This is a genomic window from Deinococcus fonticola, from assembly GCF_004634215.1.
GTDB classification, from domain to species: Bacteria; Deinococcota; Deinococci; order Deinococcales; family Deinococcaceae; genus Deinococcus; species Deinococcus fonticola.
The window spans coordinates 13,445-29,324 of sequence record NZ_SMMH01000017.1 but is presented as its reverse complement, the minus strand read 5'-3'; the positions used below and the strand labels follow the sequence as shown (position 1 = coordinate 29,324).

Here is a 15,880-nt window from a genome sequence, read left to right as displayed (position 1 = left end):
GTTCTGATCCCGATTGAGCGGTGGGAAGCTGAGACATGCGGAGAATGCTGTTGTTTCTGACCGTGGCCCAGGGTTTCGCCCTGGCGGCTGACGTTACACCGCTCTGGGAGGCAGCTCAGGTCACCTTGCCTTACAGCGTGCAGAGTGTGGCGCTCTCGCCGGATGGCAAAACGCTGGTGGTGGGCACCTTCCGGGACGTGGGTCTTTATGATCCGGTCACCCTGAAACGCCTGCGCGAACTTCCCGGTGGGGATGGGGGTGGCTGGGGCGCGACCTTCAGCCAGGCCGGAAAACTGGCGGTGGCGGGCGTCAGTGAAGGCGCATTTGTGTGGAACGACCTGAGCAAAGCGCCGCAGAAGTTCACGTCACCGGGCGGACGGGTGTTCGGGCTGGCGTGGAGTCCAGACGGGCAGAAACTGGCCCTTGGGGATGCGGGCGGTCACTGGCGCGTGGAACCCGGCGGCCCTTCCGGGCAGTTGAAGGGGGATGTCATGGCCGCCGTGTGGAGTCTGGACGGCCAGACCCTGTTTCTGAGTACCGGGCAGGAGGACAGCGCCGTGTACGCCCTGAACGCCCGTACAGGGCAACAACTGTGGCGGCAACAAAATGTCCCGAAAACGCATGTCAGGCGACCCGGCTACGGCCTGGATGAAGTCAATGGCCTCACCCTTTCGCCGGACGGCAAGCGGCTGGCCTGCGCCCACCAGGACGGGCGGGTGCTGCTGCGCGACCCGGCTTCCGGACGACTGCTGAAAGTGCTGGAGGGGGGGCAGGACACGCGCTGGACAGCTTTCACCCCTGACAGCTCGCAACTGGTCGCGGTGGGCGAGGACGGCGGCATTCACGTCTGGGATGTCAAGGCGGGTAAGCAGCTTGCCCAAGCACAGGTGAATCAGGAACTATGGTGGGTCACCGTGACCCCGGACGGACAGTTCTCCTTGACCGCTGGCGAGGACACGCACGTGCGCCAGTGGCGTTTACCCTGAAGCATGAGCGACTGGCAGAGCGTACAGAACCCCCTGGCCGCGAGGCTGCTGATTGATCCGGCCACCCGGCGTGTCCTGGCGGCTTTTCGTGGCGAGGGCAATACCGTCACAGGCGCAGCCCACAGCCTGGGGTTGGAACCGGATGCTGTGCTGTACCGCGTGCGGCGGGGGGTCAGGGCGGGCCTGCTGGAAGTTACGGGGGAACAACCCCGGCGAGGCCGTCGACAGAAGATTTACCGGTTACCGCTGCCGCTGTTTGTGCCGGGCGACCTGATTCCCGGCGGCCCTGACCTGCTTTTACACGCGGATGAAGACGCCTTCACCGCGAAGGTGCGGGCCAGCCGGGCCGCTATGCTGGCGCGGGGGCGCTGGGGTCTGCTGGTTTACCCGGACGAGACTCGTGTAGTCACGGAAATCTCTGCCCCACAGCAGAGCGCGGGTACCCACGAGCAATTACAGACTCGGCAGGCTCCGGCGATCATTGACCTTCATACGCCACTGAAATTGACCTTTGAGGAAGCGAAGACGTTACAGGCGCAACTGTGGGCCATTTATCAGGCGCAGGCTGAACGAACCGGGCAGGACAGCAATTACCTGCTGCGCCTCACGCTTTACCCGGCCCCGTATTAGCAGACGGGGTGGTTTGAGTCCGAATTTTTGCCAGGTGACGGCGGGCTTTGGCCCGGTTGCCGCAGAACTGCATGTCGCACCAGGTGCGTGAACGGTTGCGGCTGCTGTCGTAGAAGAGCCAGCCGCAACCGGGGCATTGCCGCACGCGGCTCAGGTCACCTTCCACCAGCAATTCGCTGGCCGAGGCAACGATGGGGTCAAGCACGTCTGACAGCGCTGTGCAGGGCAACCACGTCCAGGTGAAGGTACCGTCCGGCTGGCGGATCAACTGGCGACGGCTCATGGCATGCTGCTGGGCCGCGTTGAGTTCTTGCAGGAATTCGGGGGGAATGGCTTCTGCCTGCGCCAGGTGATGAAACAGGCTATACAGCGTGGCCCGCCGTTTTAAGGCGTCTCGAAAAGTCTGCTGCGCCTGCGCTGGATGATTCTGTGCCTGCCCTTTCAGTCGCGTAGATTCGGGTTCGCTGAGCGTTCCGGCGTAGATGCACCAGTCAAGCAGGTCGGCGTAACCCCCTTTCAGAAACTCCTGTTCCTGGGCGGTGGCGCGGTAGGCGGCGGTGTTGCAGAAGTCCAGGCAGAGTCGTCCGCCCAGCAAAGTCAGTCCTTCAAAACCCATTTCTTCGTAACTCCCTAATTCAGTTTGACAGGTTAAGCCTCCTCCTTCTACACTTAACCGGTGTACACAAATTAGATGGTTAGTCCAGCACGGGACTGACCAGAAGGAAGTTGACCATGACCTTCACCCGGCCCGTCTTCCTACGTTCTTTTTTGGCTGTTCTGATCGGAGTTTTTCTGATGACCGTCACCGCTTCCCAGGCCCAGACTGTCAGCCCAACCTTCGCCCAGCGTGCCGCCCTTTTTCACTACGACCCGAACATCAAACCCAGCATCAGCGATGACGGCCTGGAGCGCCGCGACAGGATCAGCATCCGCGATATCACCCTTCAACTGTCCCCGGATCGACCCGCCATGAAAGCCTATCTGGTCGTTCCCGACGGCTCCGGCCCCTTCGCGGGTGTCCTGTGGGTTCACTGGCTGGGCGACAAGAACTCGGATCGCAGCGAGTTTCTGGAGGAAGCGGTCACGCTGGCCCGGAAAGGCACGGTATCGCTGCTGGTCAACGCCATGTGGGCCGATCCTGACTGGTATCCCACCCGGAACGTCGATCAGGATTACCACCAGTCCATTCAGCAGGTGATCGACCTGCGCCGCGCCTTCGACCTGCTGGCCGCCCAGCCCGGTGTGGACAGCCAGCGCATCGGTTTTGTCGGCCACGATTACGGCGGCATGTACGGAGCCGTAGCCATGGCCCTGGATGGCCGTGTCCGCAGCGCCGTGCTGATCGCAATGACGCAGAGTTTCACCAACTGGGCTTTCTTCGTCAAGCAGCCCACTTCGAAAGTGGAGTACCTGCGTCAGAACGCCGTCCTTGACCTGACCGACTACCTGGCGCAACTGAAGAACGTGAATGTGCTGGGGCAATTCGCCAACGGTGACCCTTACGTGTCCAGGGCCGACTCACTGGTGATCATGAACGCCCTCCCGAAGAAAGGTGAACGCAAGTTCTACGACGCTGGACACGACATGGTCAGCGCCGCGGCGCAGGCCGACCGGCTGGCCTGGCTGACCCGCGACCTGAACCTGCAACCGTAAAGGCAGGCTTCCTGGTCGCCATGCTGGAAGCCCATGTTGAAGGCGCGGAAGCTCAACAGCCATCAAGACCTCGCTTCACTCGTGTCCGTCAAAAGAAACGCTGGTCAAGGAGAACTCAGGAACCCATGTCGCCCTTATTGCCAGGACTGTTCAAGGTCTGCCGTGCTCTGGCCCTGATGGTGGCTTCCTGCGCTTCTTTCCCGGTAGGCGCAGCCACCCTATCCCCGCCTGAGCTGGCGGCTATCGACACCTACGTGGTGCGGGAAATGAAGGCGCATCGCGTGCCGGGCGTCTCGCTGGCCATCATTCAGCCGGGTGGCGTGACGTTTCGCCAGTACGGTCAGGCGGGGCAGCCACTGACGCCCCGGACGACATTCGTCCTGGGTTCCATGAGCAAGTCCTTCACGGCGCTGGCGGTCATGCAACTGGTCGAGGAGGGCAAAGTGGATCTGACCGCCCCGGTGCAGCGTTATTTGCCTGAATTCCGGGTGGCAGATGAGGCCGCCTCCCAGCGGATCACGGTGGCGCAACTGCTGAATCACACCTCTGGCCTGCCCGCCCAGGTGGCCGCCACCCAGCATCTGGGCACGCTGGCCGAGCATCTGCCTGCCCTGAGCAACGTGAAGCTTCAGCACCCACCTGGCACCCAGCACACGTACTCCAGCGTGGGGTATCAGGTGCTGGGCGTACTGATTGAGCGCGTTACCAGGGAGCCTTACGGTGAGGTCATTCAGCACCGGATTTTCGACCCGCTGAAGATGACGCACAGTTTCACCGATGGCACGCACGCGCTGAATTTAGCCAGCGGTCACCGTTACTGGTTCGGCTTTCCGGTGGCCGCCAACCTGCCGTTTGAACGGGATCGTCTGCCCACGGCGGGCCTGATCAGCAGCGCGGCAGACCTGGCGACGTACCTTCAGGCGCTGATGCAGGAAGATGGCATTCCCGGCGTCATTTCCCGGCAGGGCCTGAAGCGATTGTTCACGCCGACTGCGCCAGGTGACGGTTTTTCTTACGCGATGGGCTGGCGCGTCAGCATCTGGCCTGACCGTCAGGGCCAGAACACGCGGGTCATTCACCACGGCGGCGTTCTGCCGCACTACCGGGGAAAACTGGTCATGCTGCCTGACCTGAAGGCGGGTGTGGTGGTGCTGACCAATGCGTCCACGGCGCTACCGTTTCCCCTGGCGGCCACCAGTCACCGCGTGGCGGATGGCTTGGCCCGCTCGCTGCTGGGCCAACCGCTGCCCTCGCAGACGCTGAATCTTTCAATGATGTACCTGGTGGTCACGCTGGCCGCTGCCCTGGTTCTGTGGGCAGAACTCCGGAAACTGCTGGGCCTGAAACGCTGGAGGGTCCCCGCACAGGAACGACCTCGGGCCGCGCTCTCGCGTGAGATCGCTTGGGAGCTTCTGGGCCTGATCGCCCTGCTGATCGGCGTGCCGCTGCTGATGCGGGTCACCTGGTCGGAAATGCTGCGAAGTTCACCCGACCTGGCTTGGTGGATGTTAACGCTGGCTGGTTTAAATGCGGCTGGAACGGCCTACAAATTGCGGATAACCACACGAAGAAGAGCACCAGTTACGCGGCCATGACCGCTACCCGTTCCGCTACCGCCAGCACTTCTTTGGGTGGCAGCACGCCCTTAAACCACACCGCCCGGTCGCCCAGTTCCGAGGGGTCGACCCCGGCTTTATCCAGTTGCAGCCGCTCGGAGATGCACACGATCACGTCCTGACGGCCTGATTTCTTCAGCAGGTCGAACTTCTTGCGCAGGTAGTCGGGCCGCCAGTAGCCCACGATCTCGACCAGGGCGCTGCGGCCTTCAGGGTGAACGAGGCGGAAGTCGGGCAGGATCACGCTGCCGGGCACCGGCACCAGGTCGACCTCGCGCTCCAGTTGCCAGGGCGTGTCGAGTTTCTGGAAACGCTCGGTGAAGCCGCTCTCCAGGGCGCTGTCGTGTTCCTCGGGGGGCTTGTAGTGGCTCACGTAGCCGTCCTCGGAGGTCAACTGGAACGACCATTCGCTGTCGTGTTCCTCCAGCCAGGCGAGTTTGAGGGGCTTGAGAGTGGCGCTCAAGTCCCATTTGGTGACGTGCAGCAGCGCGGGCAGAAATTTGGCCATCGCCAGGCCGTAGCGGGTGGTGTTCTGGAAGAGGCTCATGGGGCCGTCCAGCGTGAGGGTGAAGCCGTGGTTGGCGTCCCCCTCGACGGTGGCCATCAGGCCGAACAGCTTCAGGTAACGCAGAATCTGCTTGTAGTGCGCGGGTTCGTTGCGCCGCGCGGTGATGATCAGGTTCACGGCGCGGTACAGCATCCCCTGGGCGTAGGCGAGTTCCAGGCGCTGGCACAGCTCGGCGGGCGTGGGCGGGTCGAAGACGGTCAGGAGCTGCTGGTCTTCCAGGTCGCCGTACAGCGCCTCCTGCACGTCCTGGGCGGTCACGGGTTGCGGGCTGGGGAGTTCGCGGGAGAGTTGTTCCAGCAGTTCCCCGGCGCGGCGGCGGCTGGGGGGTTGCCCCTGCGCCAGCGCGAAGGCACGGGCACGCACGATGCCCGGTTCCAGGCTCACACCCGTCTCGAAGGTGCTCATGTTGCCCAGCAGGTGCGCCATGCCGCGCACGGCCTTCCAGTCCTGCCGCCCGGCCTCCAGTTCCGCGAGTTGCCCCTTCAGTTCCAGGCGGCGTTTGCCGATGTTCCCCTCGTAGGTGGCGATCACCAGTTCCGCCATTTTGAGGTTGGTCGGCGTGGGTTTCACGCGGTACGGCAGGGCCAGCCCGTCCTTGATGCGGAAGCGCAGCAGGTCAGTGGGGAGCATTCACGTTCTCCCAGTCGGGTTCGCTGAACGCCTGCCCGTCCAGGCCGCGCCGCCGCTGGCTGACGCGCTCCTCGGACGTACCCTCGGTGATGACCTCGTACAGCACGGCGTGTTTATTCTTCGAGCGCCTCAGGATGCGGCCCAGGCGTTGAATGTACTGCCGCTCGGTGGCGGTGCCGGACAGGACGATGGCCACGCTGGCTTCCGGCACGTCCACGCCCTCGTCCAGCACGTTGGCGGTGACCAGCCACTGGTACTCGCCGGCCTTGAATTTTTCCAGGGTGGCGTGGCGTTCCTTCATGGGCGTCTCGTGCGTGATGCACGGGATCAGGAACTCGCGGCTGATGCGGTACACCGTGGCGTTGTCGCGGTTGAAGATGATGGCCCGCTCGTCGGCGTGGTTGGCGAGAAGTTCCTCCATGACGCGCAGTTTCCCCTCGGTGCCGTACGCGAGGTTCTTGGCCTGGTTGTGCGCCAGCATGGCGGCGCGGCCCTGGGGGGTGCTGCCGGCGCGGATGAAATCCTTCCAGCCGTCGATGGAGGAGATATTGATGTTGCTCTGCCGCAGAAAATCGTTGCGCTGGCGGATCAGGTCGTCGTATTTCGCCTGCTCGTTCGGGCTGAGCCTGACCTTGATGATTTCCTCGTGGTACGGCGCGAGGGTGTTCCCGGCCAGTTCGTCTGGCGAGGCGGCGTACACGATGGGGCCGATCAGGGTGTCCAGGTCGGCCTCGCGCCCATCTGAGCGTTTGGGCGTGGCCGAGAGGCCCAGGCGGTACGGGGCCAGGCTCATCTCCGCAATGGTGCGGTAAAAGTCGCTGGGCAGGTGGTGAACCTCGTCGCAGATCAAGAGGGCGTAGCGTCCGGCGAGTTCCTCGGCGTAGCGCGTGGCCGAGTCGTAGGTGGCGATCAGAATGGGCGTCTCGTCGCGGCTGCCGCCGCCCAGCAGGCCGATGTTGGCGTCGGGGAAGGCCGCGAGAAGTCCTGAGTACCACTGGCCCATCAGGTCGAGGGTGGGCACGCAGATCAGCGTGCTGCGGGGCGTGTCGCGCATGGCGAGCTGCGCCAGGAAGGTCTTGCCTCCCCCGGTAGGCAGCACCACCACGCCCTGACGCCTGGCCTTCTTCCAGGCGTTCAGGCCACGAATCTGGTGCGGGTAAGGCGGCGTCTCGCGGGCCAGCGGCAGGGTCAGTTTCTCGAAGTCAGCCGCCTGATCGCGCACAGGGATGCCGGCGGCCATCAGCGTTTCCATGACGGTGCGGTACGCCTGCCCCTTGGCGCGGTAGCACTGGCTGCGGGCGTCCCAGGTGAACAGGGGCGCCACTGCGTCCGGCGCGTCGTACATGACGAGCGTACCGCGACTCAGCGTGAGGTTGACCGGGCGGGGCATACGTCAGATTAGAGATTGGCTGGAAGGGGCACAGTCAGATAAAACCGGATTACGTTCATAACAGAATAATACCATGCATTGGGTGGGAAATCAGCTTCGGATAACGGCGAAATCCCCAATTCGTTACTAACGCTCAAGTTCAATCAAGCGCTCTATACCTTCTCCCCGCATCAAAAGAGCTGGTAGAGAGGATGAAACAAATTCCATTTCTTCTCGCCCTAGATAACTGTCAAAACAGAAGTACACTCCATTTTTTCCCTTAAGTTCACCCGCGTAGAGGGTGGTCGCTCCCATTCCAGCGGCAAAGGGGAAAAGATCAGCGGGTATCCTACCATCGTCAAGGAACAGGTGGTAAAACTCCGCGGCTTCAATGGGATGTTTTATGTCATACGTGACGTGCCCAGATTCACCTCTGAACACGAGCGTTGCCGCGCCATACTGCCTGTAGAGCTCCAGGTAAGCCTCTGGCACACTTGAAAAGACGACCAGATGTTCAGCCTGTTCATCGCGTGTTTGTAATGACCCAAGGTCTCGAATTTCAACGTTGGAGTGAAAGTTCATGCTTCATTACAGCCCCCCGCGCGGGTTCACGTCCACCCGCACGCGGGCTTTCCAGGTGCGGGAGTCGATGACCTTCAGTAGTTCACCCATGCGCGTGTCGTTCCGGACGCGCAGGAACAGGTGGTACGGGTACACGCCGCGCAGGCGGGCCACCGGGCTGGGTGCGGGGCCGAGCACCTCCAGTTCCGTGGCGCCAGCGCCGTGCAGGGCGGCGGCCAGTTCGTGTGCGGCGGCGCTGGCGCGGGCGGCCTCGCGGGCGGTCACCTCGATCTGAGCCAGGCGGGCGTGCGGCGGGTAGCCCAGTTCTTTGCGGGCGCGTTCCTCAGCCAGGGGGTAAGCGAGGGCGTCGCGTCCCTCCACCACCACCTTCAGCGCCGGGTGATCGGCCTGGAAGGTCTGCACCAGCAGCATGGGGGCGCGGGTGGGGTGCCACTCCAGCAGGTGCCGCAGCAGGCGGTGGTAACGCTCACTGGCGCGGAAGTCCGACACGTTCAGCCAGGTGTCCGCCAGCGTCACGCCGATCAAAGCCAGGTTGGGCGGCACGTCCTGCGAGAGCAGCAGTTGGGTCGCCACCACCACGCCGCCCTCCCCCGCGTAGATGGGCGCCAGGTCGTCCTGATGATCCTTGTCCAGCCGGTACACCGGGAACCCTGGCAGCAGCCGGCGCACCTCCTGCGCGATCCACTCGGTGCCGGGGCCTTTGGCTTTCCACATGCGCTCGCCGCAGTGGTCGCAGCGGTCCGGGATGGGCTCGTGATAACCGCACTGGTGGCAGGTCATCTCGCGCGTCTGCTGGTGAAAACGCAGCGGCACGTCGCAGTTCTTGCAGTGCGGTGTGTGCTCGCAGTTCGGGCAGCGCAGCAGCGCCGAGTACCCGCGCCGGGGCGCCAGCAGGGCCGCCTGCCGACCGCGCTCCTGCACCTGCCGCAGCAAACGGGCCAGGTCGTGGCTCAGGGGATACCCCAGATCCCCGGGCGTCAGGTGAACGCTGGACAGCGGCCCCAGTTCGGGCTGCTCGGGCGGGTTGGCGTAATCCACCACATGCACGCGGGCGCGGGGCGGCGCCAGCACCTTGCCGGGCGCGGGGACACTCTCGGCCGCGGGGGCAGTGCCGACGAAGGCGCAAGAGGCGTCCTGCGCGGCGGAAATGCGCCTGGCCACGTCGGGAATGAAGGCGCGGGAGCCGCTCAGGAGCTTGTGGGCGTCGCTGCCCTCCTCCAGCACTACCACCAGCGCCAGGTCGGACACGGGCGCGACCAGCGCGTGAGAACTGCCGATGACCAGCCGCGCCGCGCCGCTGCGAATTAGCCTCCAGGTTTCGGCGCGTTGTACGTCTTTCAATTCTCCGGTGACCTGCACGGCCCGCGTACCGCTCACGTCCGCCAGCCCGGAAAGGCCATCCCAGGCGCGGCGCAGCGTGGCGTGATCGGGCGCGACCACCAGCACGCCCCGCCCCTGCCCCAGCAGGCGCGACACGCGGGGGGCCAGGGCGCGGAAGCGCTCGGCTGCTCGCCCACCGTGCAAACGCCAGACGGGAGCCTCGGGCAGCTCGTCCAGCAGCGGAATGTCCACCTGCGTGGCGGGCGCGGGCAAGTCCGGCGCGGGGGCCTCCACCCGCAGGCTGTCGGCCCAGCCGCGTGCCACCAGCGCCCCCGCCGCCGTGGGGCTGAGATCCGCGCCCTGCGCCCACGCCGCCACCGTATCCACCGGGCCGTTCTCGCGCAGCCACGCCCAGGCGGCGGGCGGCGGGGCCTGCACGAAGGCGTACTCTGCCGCGCCCGCGTTCAGCAGGTTGGTGACCACGCCGTTGCTGACCTCCGCGCCTTTGGCCCAGGCGCTCAGCGAGTCCGCCGGGCCGTGCGCCGCGAGCCAGCTCAGGGCGTGAGCCTGCTTGGGCGTCAGTTTCCGATTAGGCTCCATCGCCTGAATGACCGTGGCCGTCCGGGCCGCCGGGGGAACATCCTTCAGTTCACGCGCCTGCACCACCGTCTTCAGGCGGGGCCTCGGCGTGAACGCTTCCTCCAAAAGCCCCTGCTCACGCACGGCGTCCAGCAACGCGGGGGCAAAATGTTCGGCGTCCGTCCAGTCCGCGCCCGGCACCTTCTTGGCGAACATGCTCAGGTCAGCGCCCCCCACCGCCCGCACCCGGTGGAAGTCATCTGACTCCCAGCCGACGCCCAGCAGGTCAGACCAGATCAGCCCGGCGGGAATACGCGAGTCGTGCGCCCAGGCCATGACGCCCGCCACCGTGCCGGGATTCACCCACGGGCCGCCATTTTCCGGTCTGTCCAGCACGTGAACCACCTCGCGCAGGCGGTGGGCACCCTTCGGTTCGGCCTCGCCCACCACCAGACCCACCACCAGTTCCCCGCGCCACGGCACCAGCACGCGGCACCCCACCGGAACCGCCCCGCACCCATCCCGATTGCGCCCATCCCGATTGCGCCAGTCGTGCGGCGGCAGGAAATCCACCGCGCCCAGCGGCAAAGGCACCACCACCAGCCACGGTTTTGGGGAAGCGGCGGGCGGCGTCACAAGCTCAAGGCTAGCGTGTCAGGAAAAATCAGACAGCAAGGAAAATGGGTGCAAGAAAGCCAGGGATGTGGTACGAGAGGCAGACCCCGAACGGCTGCGTGCTTGAATGCCCGAAGAGGCGCTGGGGGCCGTTTGCTGCCGCGGCTACTGCTGCTCGCCGAGTTCCGCGGATATGGTTGCGCGGGCCGGGTCAATTTCAATGTGTTGCCACGCCAGGGGAAAAGCGCTGGCGGCATCGGTCACGGCCAGGTCGATGGTGAAGGGTTGATCGGCGGGCAGCGTCAGGGAGTGAGGCATGGCATTGTTCAGCAGCAGGTGGGGCTGCCCGTGGCGGGGGGTGACCGTGATCTTGAGGCGGAAAAGATCATCGAGAACCGCGTCTGTTACGCCTCGCACCGGATCGGCGGTAATTTTGCCCTGCCCGTCATAGTGGATGAACAAGTCCGCGTAGTACGACATGAACATGGACGCCTCACCGAACAGGGCCAGGGCCGTTTTGATGTCCGTGGCCTTGACCATGACGCGCTTGCCAGCCGTCCAGAGACGGAAGTCTGGGCAGGTCAGGTCGTAAGGCATGGACACCCCTTCAAATTCACCCCAGGCCAGCATGCCGTAAGCCTCCACGCGGGGATTCGCGGCGCAGATTTCAGCGGCGTTCAGGGTGGATTGCTGCGCACAGGCCAGGCCACCCAAACTTGATACGAGGAGAACGCTGCGTGCTGTTCTGAACATTCCTGCCCCCTTTTCGACGTGATTACATCAGTGTACTGGCGTGCGCTTGACAGTAAAAACCGGTCAAATTCACTCACAGTAACACGGCGAAAACCTTTTGCCTGGCGCGGGGGCGGCGCAGTGGAGTGGAAGCACATTCGGTAAACGGCGCCAGATTCCCGCTTTCCCCTACCTCCTGAGCAGGGCACTTTCTCCCTCCCGACGGCGTAGAGCAGTTCTCCGAATTCCGTCATCCGTGGAAGGGCACTCCGTATGACTCCATTCTCCTTCCTGCTCGTCTGAATTCACTCGCTCCACTCGGCCAGAAAGCACCTCGTTCTCCTGTCTCATGCTTTAAACTGCGGGCGACTTCAACAGCTTCAGAGGGGGCAGCAGCGTGACCACAGAGGCCAGCCGAGTCGGCCTGCACGACCACGAACGTTTTCTGCGGGCGTACCCGCCGTTCAGTGCGCTGGACGCGCGGACGCTGGAGGCGCTGGTGCGCGACCTGGAGGTGCTCTACCGCCCGAGCGGCGCGGCCTTCGACGTGTCGGGCGGGCTGTTTATCGTGCGGCGCGGCGAACTGAGCCTGAACGGCGAGGAGTACAGCGAGGGCGAGACGGTGGGCGGTGGTGTCCGCACCGGGCAGGCGCGGGCGCTGGTGGACACCTGGCTGTACGTGATGCCGCCCGAAAAAGCCGCGCAGTGGCTCTCGAACCCGACCATTCAGCATTTTCTGACGTCGGCGCTGTCGTCGCGCCTGAACCAGCCGGGGCAGAGCCTCGACCTCTCCAGCGTGCCGGTGGGGGACGTGATGCGCCCGGCAGAACTGGCGATGCCGGACATGACGGTGCAGCAGGCGGCGGCGAAAATGCGTGAGCACCGCATCAGTTCCCTGATGGTGAAGCTGGAGGGTGGGGTGTTCGGAATCATCACGGACAAGGACCTGCGCAACAGGGTGCTGGCCGAAGGGTTGCCCCCATCCACCCTGGTGTCGCAGGTGATGACGGTTCCCGCCAGAACGCTGCCGGACGAGCAACCGGCCCTCTCGGCGCTGAATTTCATGTTCCGGCACAACATTCGCCACCTGCCCATCGTGCGCGGCGGGGAGCTGGTGGGCATCCTGGGCACCGCCGACCTGCTGCGCCTGCAGACGCAGGGGGTGGGGTATGTCGTTCAAGACTTGCTGGACGCCGAGGGCGTGGACGAACTGATGGCGTATGCCCGCAAACTTCCCGAGTACACCGCCAACCTGTACCGCGCCGGGCAGCGGGCCGAGCACCTCTCGCGCCTGGCGAGTTACGCCTACGACGCCCTGTACCGCCGCACACTGCAACTGGTGGAGGCGGAACTGGGGCCAGCGCCGGGGCCGTATGCCTGGGTGCTGCTGGGCAGCATCGCCCGGCGCGAGGCGGGCCTGAACCCCGACCAGGATCACCACCTGGTCATTGCCGACGAGGTGCACCGCCCGTATTTTCAGACGTTCGCGCTCAGGGTCGAGGAGATTCTGGTGCAGGCGGGCCTGGACGCCTGCCAGGGCGGGGTGATGGCCTCGCGCCACACCTTCACGCTGGAAGGGTACGTGGCGCAGATGCAGGAGTGGCAAAGTATCCCCGACCCGCAGGCGCTGCTGAACGTGACCATCTTCTTCGACCCGCGCGTGGTGGCAGGTGAGTTGGATGTCCGGGCCGGCAGGGACGCCCGCCTAAGCGCCGGGCAGAACCCATCCTTCATGGCCCACCTGACGAGGCTGGCCGTGAGTCACCGCCCACCGCTGGGCTTCCGGCAACGCCTCCGTACAGACGCGGATCACGCCCTTGACCTCAAGACCCAGGGGCTGGCTTTCATTATCGACCTGGCGCGGCTGCACGCCCTGCGCGTGGGCGAGCAGAGTGCCAGCACCTTCGTGCGCCTCCAGGCTCCTGGCGAGAGCCTGCTGCACCCGGACACGCGGGCCGACCTGCTGGGCGCGTACCGTTACCTGCTCGACCTGCGCATGGAGCTGCAGATGGCGCAACTGTCCAGCGGGCAGGCACTCTCGACCCGTCTGCCCCTCGACAACCTGAGCGGCCCGCAGGAAGTTCACCTGCGCGAAATCTACAAGCTGATCGGGCGGGTGCAGGCGGTGCTGGCCCCGCAGGTGGGGGGACTGTGAGGCAGAGGGCCGAGGGCGAGGAGCCGCTGTGACCTGGCGCAGCGCCGAGTTCGTCGCGCTCGACTTCGAGTCTACCGGCATGAACCCGGCGCGTGACGAGGTGATTCAGGTGGGGCTGGTGCCGCTGCGCGGCGAGCGGGCAGTGCTGGGGGGTGCATGGGCATCGTGGGTGCGCCCGACCCGGCCGTTTCAGGGCGCTTCGGTGGCGATTCACGGGCTCAGTGCCGAGCGCCTGCAGGACGCCCCGGACGTGCTTGAGGTGCGCGGGTCGTTGGCGGCGCACCTGAATGGTCGGGTCATGATCGCGCACTACGCCGAACTGGAGCGCGGCTTCCTGAAACGCTGGGGCATGAAACCGCCGCCGACGGTGGACACGCTGATGCTGGCGCTGGCGCTGGACGGCCATCTCAAGGGGGGGCAGACCACCCAGACCGCCAGACGGGACGCCTACACCCTGACGGCCCTGGCCCGGCGTTTTGGCGTCAGCGTGTACGGCGAGCACGACGCCCTGGCCGACGCCCTGATCACCGCGCAGGTGTTCCTGGTGATCGCCACCGAACTGGAGAGAAAGGGCCGCGCCAGCACAGTCAAGGAATTCACGCGCCTGAGCGGGTACGGCGGGGGGTGGCTGGGGTTGTTCGGGTAAGCTGGCAGGCAGCCACTGGGGGTACCCCTATTTCGGCTTTTTTCACCGCGTACAGCGGGCCAACTTCGCTAGCATCCAGATATGCTCAGGCGTGCTCTACTCGTTCTGCTGTGGTCTGGCCTGGCCGCGGCCCTTCCCGCGAAGTCCCCGGCCCAGCCGGCCCTGTCACCCACCGCACAGGCCGGCCGAGCCATCTATTTCGCCAATTGCGTCGGCTGTCACGGCCTGAACGTGCAGGGTGGCCTGGCCCCCAACATTCGCAGGGCCGGGCAGGGTTCACTGGCCTCTTTTAAACGCGCTGTCCTTCAAGGCAAAGGGCTGGACGGCCGCCCCCTGGCCCTGACCATGCCGAGGTACACCAGAGGGTTCCGGCCCCACCTGGGACGTCAACCGACGGACACCGAACTCCGGAACCTGCAAAGTTTCCTGAAAACAGTCAAGTAATCCGGAGTGAATATGTTCGGCAACGGCGCCCCATTTCACAGCGCGCCGTTCAATTGTGTCTCCTCTTTTCTACCCGTTCTAAACACCAGAAGATGAATCGTCTTCCCTTATTCAAGGCCGCCTGACCCGGTGTACTCTCTGATCTATGGGTGGCATTCACGACACCGAAGACCGCCCGTACTGGTACGAGCACGGCGAACGCCAGGAGCAGGAATTTCTGAAACTGGCCGCGCAGCACCACCTGCCGGTGCGCCTGAATCCGGCGAAAGCCAGCGATAAGACGGCCATCGATCTGCTGCTGACCCTGCCCGGCGGCCAGGAGGTGCCGGCCGACCTGAAAACGCAGAACACCCCGTTTTTCACGGCGGCCCGCTACGGCAAGAATCCGGGCCGGGCGGTGACGCTGAACGACAAGGACATTCGCCGTTACGAGCGCCTGTACCCGGACGCGGTGATTCTGTTTCATGTGCACTGGACGACCCTGACGTGGCGTGACCAGTCGGTCGAACCGCTGCGCGGCGTGTGGAGCGCCACGCTGCCGGAGATCAAACGCCTGATCCAGCAGCCCGCGCACACGTATCAGCGCCGCAAAACCGACCCCCGGCCGAATGCGCCCAGCAGCCATGTGCTGTCGCTGGACGACCTGACCTGCCTGCTCAACCTGACGCCCCAGCGAACTTCGGGAGGCCTGCCGGACCCCGCGACAGCCGAAAAGCTGCTCCTGGAAGCCGAGCGAATGAATCCTGGCCCGTGGGTGGCGCATTCGCGGAACGTGGCGCTGGCCGCCCGCTTGATTGCCGAGCACCATCCCCACCTCGATCCGGTGCGGGCGCATACGCTGGGACTCCTGCATGACATCGGACGTAGAAGCGGGCCGAATAAAGACCGCCACATTCTCGACGGGTACGACTATTTGCAGCAACTGGGCTATCCGGAGGCGGCCCGCGTGGCCCTGACTCACTCGTTCGTGATTCCCGACCTCTCCACCCTGCAAGGCGAGTGGGACGGTACGCCCGCCGAGTGGGAACGCCTGCGTCAGGCCCTGGACAGTGCCCAGCAGACCGAGGAAGACCGCCTGCTGCAACTGTGCGACGCGCTGGCCCTGCCGGACGGTTTTTGCACTGTTCAGGAACGCCTGGTGGACGTGGCCCTGCGCTACAGCGTGAACGCGCATACGCCGGCCAAATGGCGGGCCGCCCTGAACCTCAAGCAGCAGGTTGATGAGGCGTGCGGCGTGAACATCTACCGCCTGCTGCCCGGCCTGACTGAACGCCTGCTGCGTTAAAGCATTTGCCAAAAGAACGAAGTGCTTTTTGTCCGAGCGGCGCGAGTGAATTTGGATGAGCAGGACGAAG

14 protein-coding genes are annotated in these 15,880 nt (G+C 64.8%); 8 read left to right on the top strand and 6 right to left on the bottom strand.

Annotated elements, in window-relative coordinates:
• Nucleotides 1-35: 35 nt before the first annotated feature.
• Together E5Z01_RS11290 and E5Z01_RS11285 are read left to right on the top strand one after the other, a co-directional pair.
• Nucleotides 36-986: a WD40 repeat domain-containing protein gene (locus tag E5Z01_RS11290; protein WP_135229455.1), complete on the top strand. Its 951-nt coding sequence runs from the start codon at nucleotides 36-38 to the stop codon at nucleotides 984-986.
• A gap of 3 nt (nucleotides 987-989) precedes the next feature.
• Complete coding sequence (locus tag E5Z01_RS11285) at nucleotides 990-1,616, top strand: helix-turn-helix domain-containing protein (RefSeq protein ID WP_135229454.1); 627 nt, start codon at nucleotides 990-992, stop codon at nucleotides 1,614-1,616.
• Here E5Z01_RS11285 and E5Z01_RS11280 read toward each other — a convergent pair.
• The gene (locus E5Z01_RS11280) at nucleotides 1,591-2,232 is read right to left on the bottom strand and encodes a CGNR zinc finger domain-containing protein (protein WP_135229453.1); all 642 of its coding nucleotides are present in this window, start codon (nucleotides 2,230-2,232) and stop codon (nucleotides 1,591-1,593) included. The genes E5Z01_RS11285 and E5Z01_RS11280 overlap by 26 nt on opposite strands.
• Nucleotides 2,233-2,411: 179 nt before the next feature.
• On the opposite strand from E5Z01_RS11280, the gene E5Z01_RS11275 reads away from it, so the two are divergent.
• Together E5Z01_RS11275 and E5Z01_RS11270 are read left to right on the top strand one after the other, a co-directional pair.
• A complete protein-coding gene (locus E5Z01_RS11275) occupies nucleotides 2,412-3,269 on the top strand; it encodes an alpha/beta hydrolase family protein (protein ID WP_135229452.1) in 858 nt (285 codons plus the stop codon).
• A gap of 125 nt (nucleotides 3,270-3,394) precedes the next feature.
• Nucleotides 3,395-4,864: a serine hydrolase domain-containing protein gene (locus E5Z01_RS11270; RefSeq protein WP_167757881.1), complete on the top strand. Its 1,470-nt coding sequence runs from the start codon at nucleotides 3,395-3,397 to the stop codon at nucleotides 4,862-4,864.
• Here E5Z01_RS11270 and E5Z01_RS11265 read toward each other — a convergent pair.
• The 5 genes from E5Z01_RS11265 to E5Z01_RS11245 all read right to left on the bottom strand — a co-directional run bounded on the left by E5Z01_RS11265 (nucleotide 4,851) and on the right by E5Z01_RS11245 (nucleotide 11,301).
• Entirely contained in the window at nucleotides 4,851-6,083 is a 1,233-nt protein-coding gene (locus tag E5Z01_RS11265; RefSeq protein ID WP_135229450.1) for a DUF790 family protein, read from the bottom strand. The genes E5Z01_RS11270 and E5Z01_RS11265 overlap by 14 nt on opposite strands.
• Nucleotides 6,070-7,473 (bottom strand): DEAD/DEAH box helicase family protein, encoded by a 1,404-nt coding sequence (locus E5Z01_RS11260; RefSeq protein WP_135229449.1) that lies wholly within the window; start codon nucleotides 7,471-7,473, stop codon nucleotides 6,070-6,072. Before E5Z01_RS11260 ends, E5Z01_RS11265 begins: the two co-directional genes overlap by 14 nt.
• 126 nt (nucleotides 7,474-7,599) lie before the next feature.
• Entirely contained in the window at nucleotides 7,600-8,034 is a 435-nt protein-coding gene (locus E5Z01_RS11255; protein ID WP_135229448.1) for an SMI1/KNR4 family protein, read from the bottom strand.
• Between the two features lie 6 nt (nucleotides 8,035-8,040).
• Nucleotides 8,041-10,569: a primosomal protein N' family DNA-binding protein gene (locus E5Z01_RS11250; protein ID WP_135229447.1), complete on the bottom strand. Its 2,529-nt coding sequence runs from the start codon at nucleotides 10,567-10,569 to the stop codon at nucleotides 8,041-8,043.
• A gap of 144 nt (nucleotides 10,570-10,713) precedes the next feature.
• Nucleotides 10,714-11,301: a hypothetical protein gene (locus E5Z01_RS11245; protein ID WP_135229446.1), complete on the bottom strand. Its 588-nt coding sequence runs from the start codon at nucleotides 11,299-11,301 to the stop codon at nucleotides 10,714-10,716.
• Between the two features lie 376 nt (nucleotides 11,302-11,677).
• On the opposite strand from E5Z01_RS11245, the gene E5Z01_RS11240 reads away from it, so the two are divergent.
• The 4 genes from E5Z01_RS11240 (at nucleotide 11,678) to E5Z01_RS20015 (ending at nucleotide 15,810) form a co-directional block, all read left to right on the top strand.
• Complete coding sequence (locus E5Z01_RS11240) at nucleotides 11,678-13,435, top strand: DUF294 nucleotidyltransferase-like domain-containing protein (RefSeq protein WP_135229445.1); 1,758 nt, start codon at nucleotides 11,678-11,680, stop codon at nucleotides 13,433-13,435.
• Between the two features lie 28 nt (nucleotides 13,436-13,463).
• Nucleotides 13,464-14,081 (top strand): 3'-5' exonuclease, encoded by a 618-nt coding sequence (locus E5Z01_RS11235; RefSeq protein WP_135229444.1) that lies wholly within the window; start codon nucleotides 13,464-13,466, stop codon nucleotides 14,079-14,081.
• An 81-nt stretch (nucleotides 14,082-14,162) separates the two neighbouring features.
• Nucleotides 14,163-14,525, top strand: coding sequence for a c-type cytochrome (locus E5Z01_RS11230; protein WP_135229443.1), 363 nt, complete (start codon nucleotides 14,163-14,165; stop codon nucleotides 14,523-14,525).
• A gap of 145 nt (nucleotides 14,526-14,670) precedes the next feature.
• Nucleotides 14,671-15,810, top strand: coding sequence for an HD domain-containing protein (locus tag E5Z01_RS20015; protein ID WP_240738325.1), 1,140 nt, complete (start codon nucleotides 14,671-14,673; stop codon nucleotides 15,808-15,810).
• Nucleotides 15,811-15,880 lie beyond the last annotated feature (70 nt).

What these genes read in the sequence shown, in the direction of transcription:
- E5Z01_RS11290 (WP_135229455.1), top strand. Translation starts at nt 36, where the DNA reads ATGCGGAGAATGCTGTTGTTTCTGACCGTGGCCCAGGGTTTCGCCCTG.
- E5Z01_RS11285 (WP_135229454.1), top strand. Translation starts at nt 990, where the DNA reads ATGAGCGACTGGCAGAGCGTACAGAACCCCCTGGCCGCGAGGCTGCTG.
- E5Z01_RS11280 (WP_135229453.1), bottom strand. Translation starts at nt 2,232, where the DNA reads ATGGGTTTTGAAGGACTGACTTTGCTGGGCGGACGACTCTGCCTGGAC.
- E5Z01_RS11275 (WP_135229452.1), top strand. Translation starts at nt 2,412, where the DNA reads ATGACCGTCACCGCTTCCCAGGCCCAGACTGTCAGCCCAACCTTCGCC.
- E5Z01_RS11270 (WP_167757881.1), top strand. Translation starts at nt 3,395, where the DNA reads ATGTCGCCCTTATTGCCAGGACTGTTCAAGGTCTGCCGTGCTCTGGCC.
- E5Z01_RS11265 (WP_135229450.1), bottom strand. Translation starts at nt 6,083, where the DNA reads ATGCTCCCCACTGACCTGCTGCGCTTCCGCATCAAGGACGGGCTGGCC.
- E5Z01_RS11260 (WP_135229449.1), bottom strand. Translation starts at nt 7,473, where the DNA reads ATGCCCCGCCCGGTCAACCTCACGCTGAGTCGCGGTACGCTCGTCATG.
- E5Z01_RS11255 (WP_135229448.1), bottom strand. Translation starts at nt 8,034, where the DNA reads ATGAACTTTCACTCCAACGTTGAAATTCGAGACCTTGGGTCATTACAA.
- E5Z01_RS11245 (WP_135229446.1), bottom strand. Translation starts at nt 11,301, where the DNA reads ATGTTCAGAACAGCACGCAGCGTTCTCCTCGTATCAAGTTTGGGTGGC.
- E5Z01_RS11230 (WP_135229443.1), top strand. Translation starts at nt 14,163, where the DNA reads ATGCTCAGGCGTGCTCTACTCGTTCTGCTGTGGTCTGGCCTGGCCGCG.
- E5Z01_RS20015 (WP_240738325.1), top strand. Translation starts at nt 14,671, where the DNA reads ATGGGTGGCATTCACGACACCGAAGACCGCCCGTACTGGTACGAGCAC.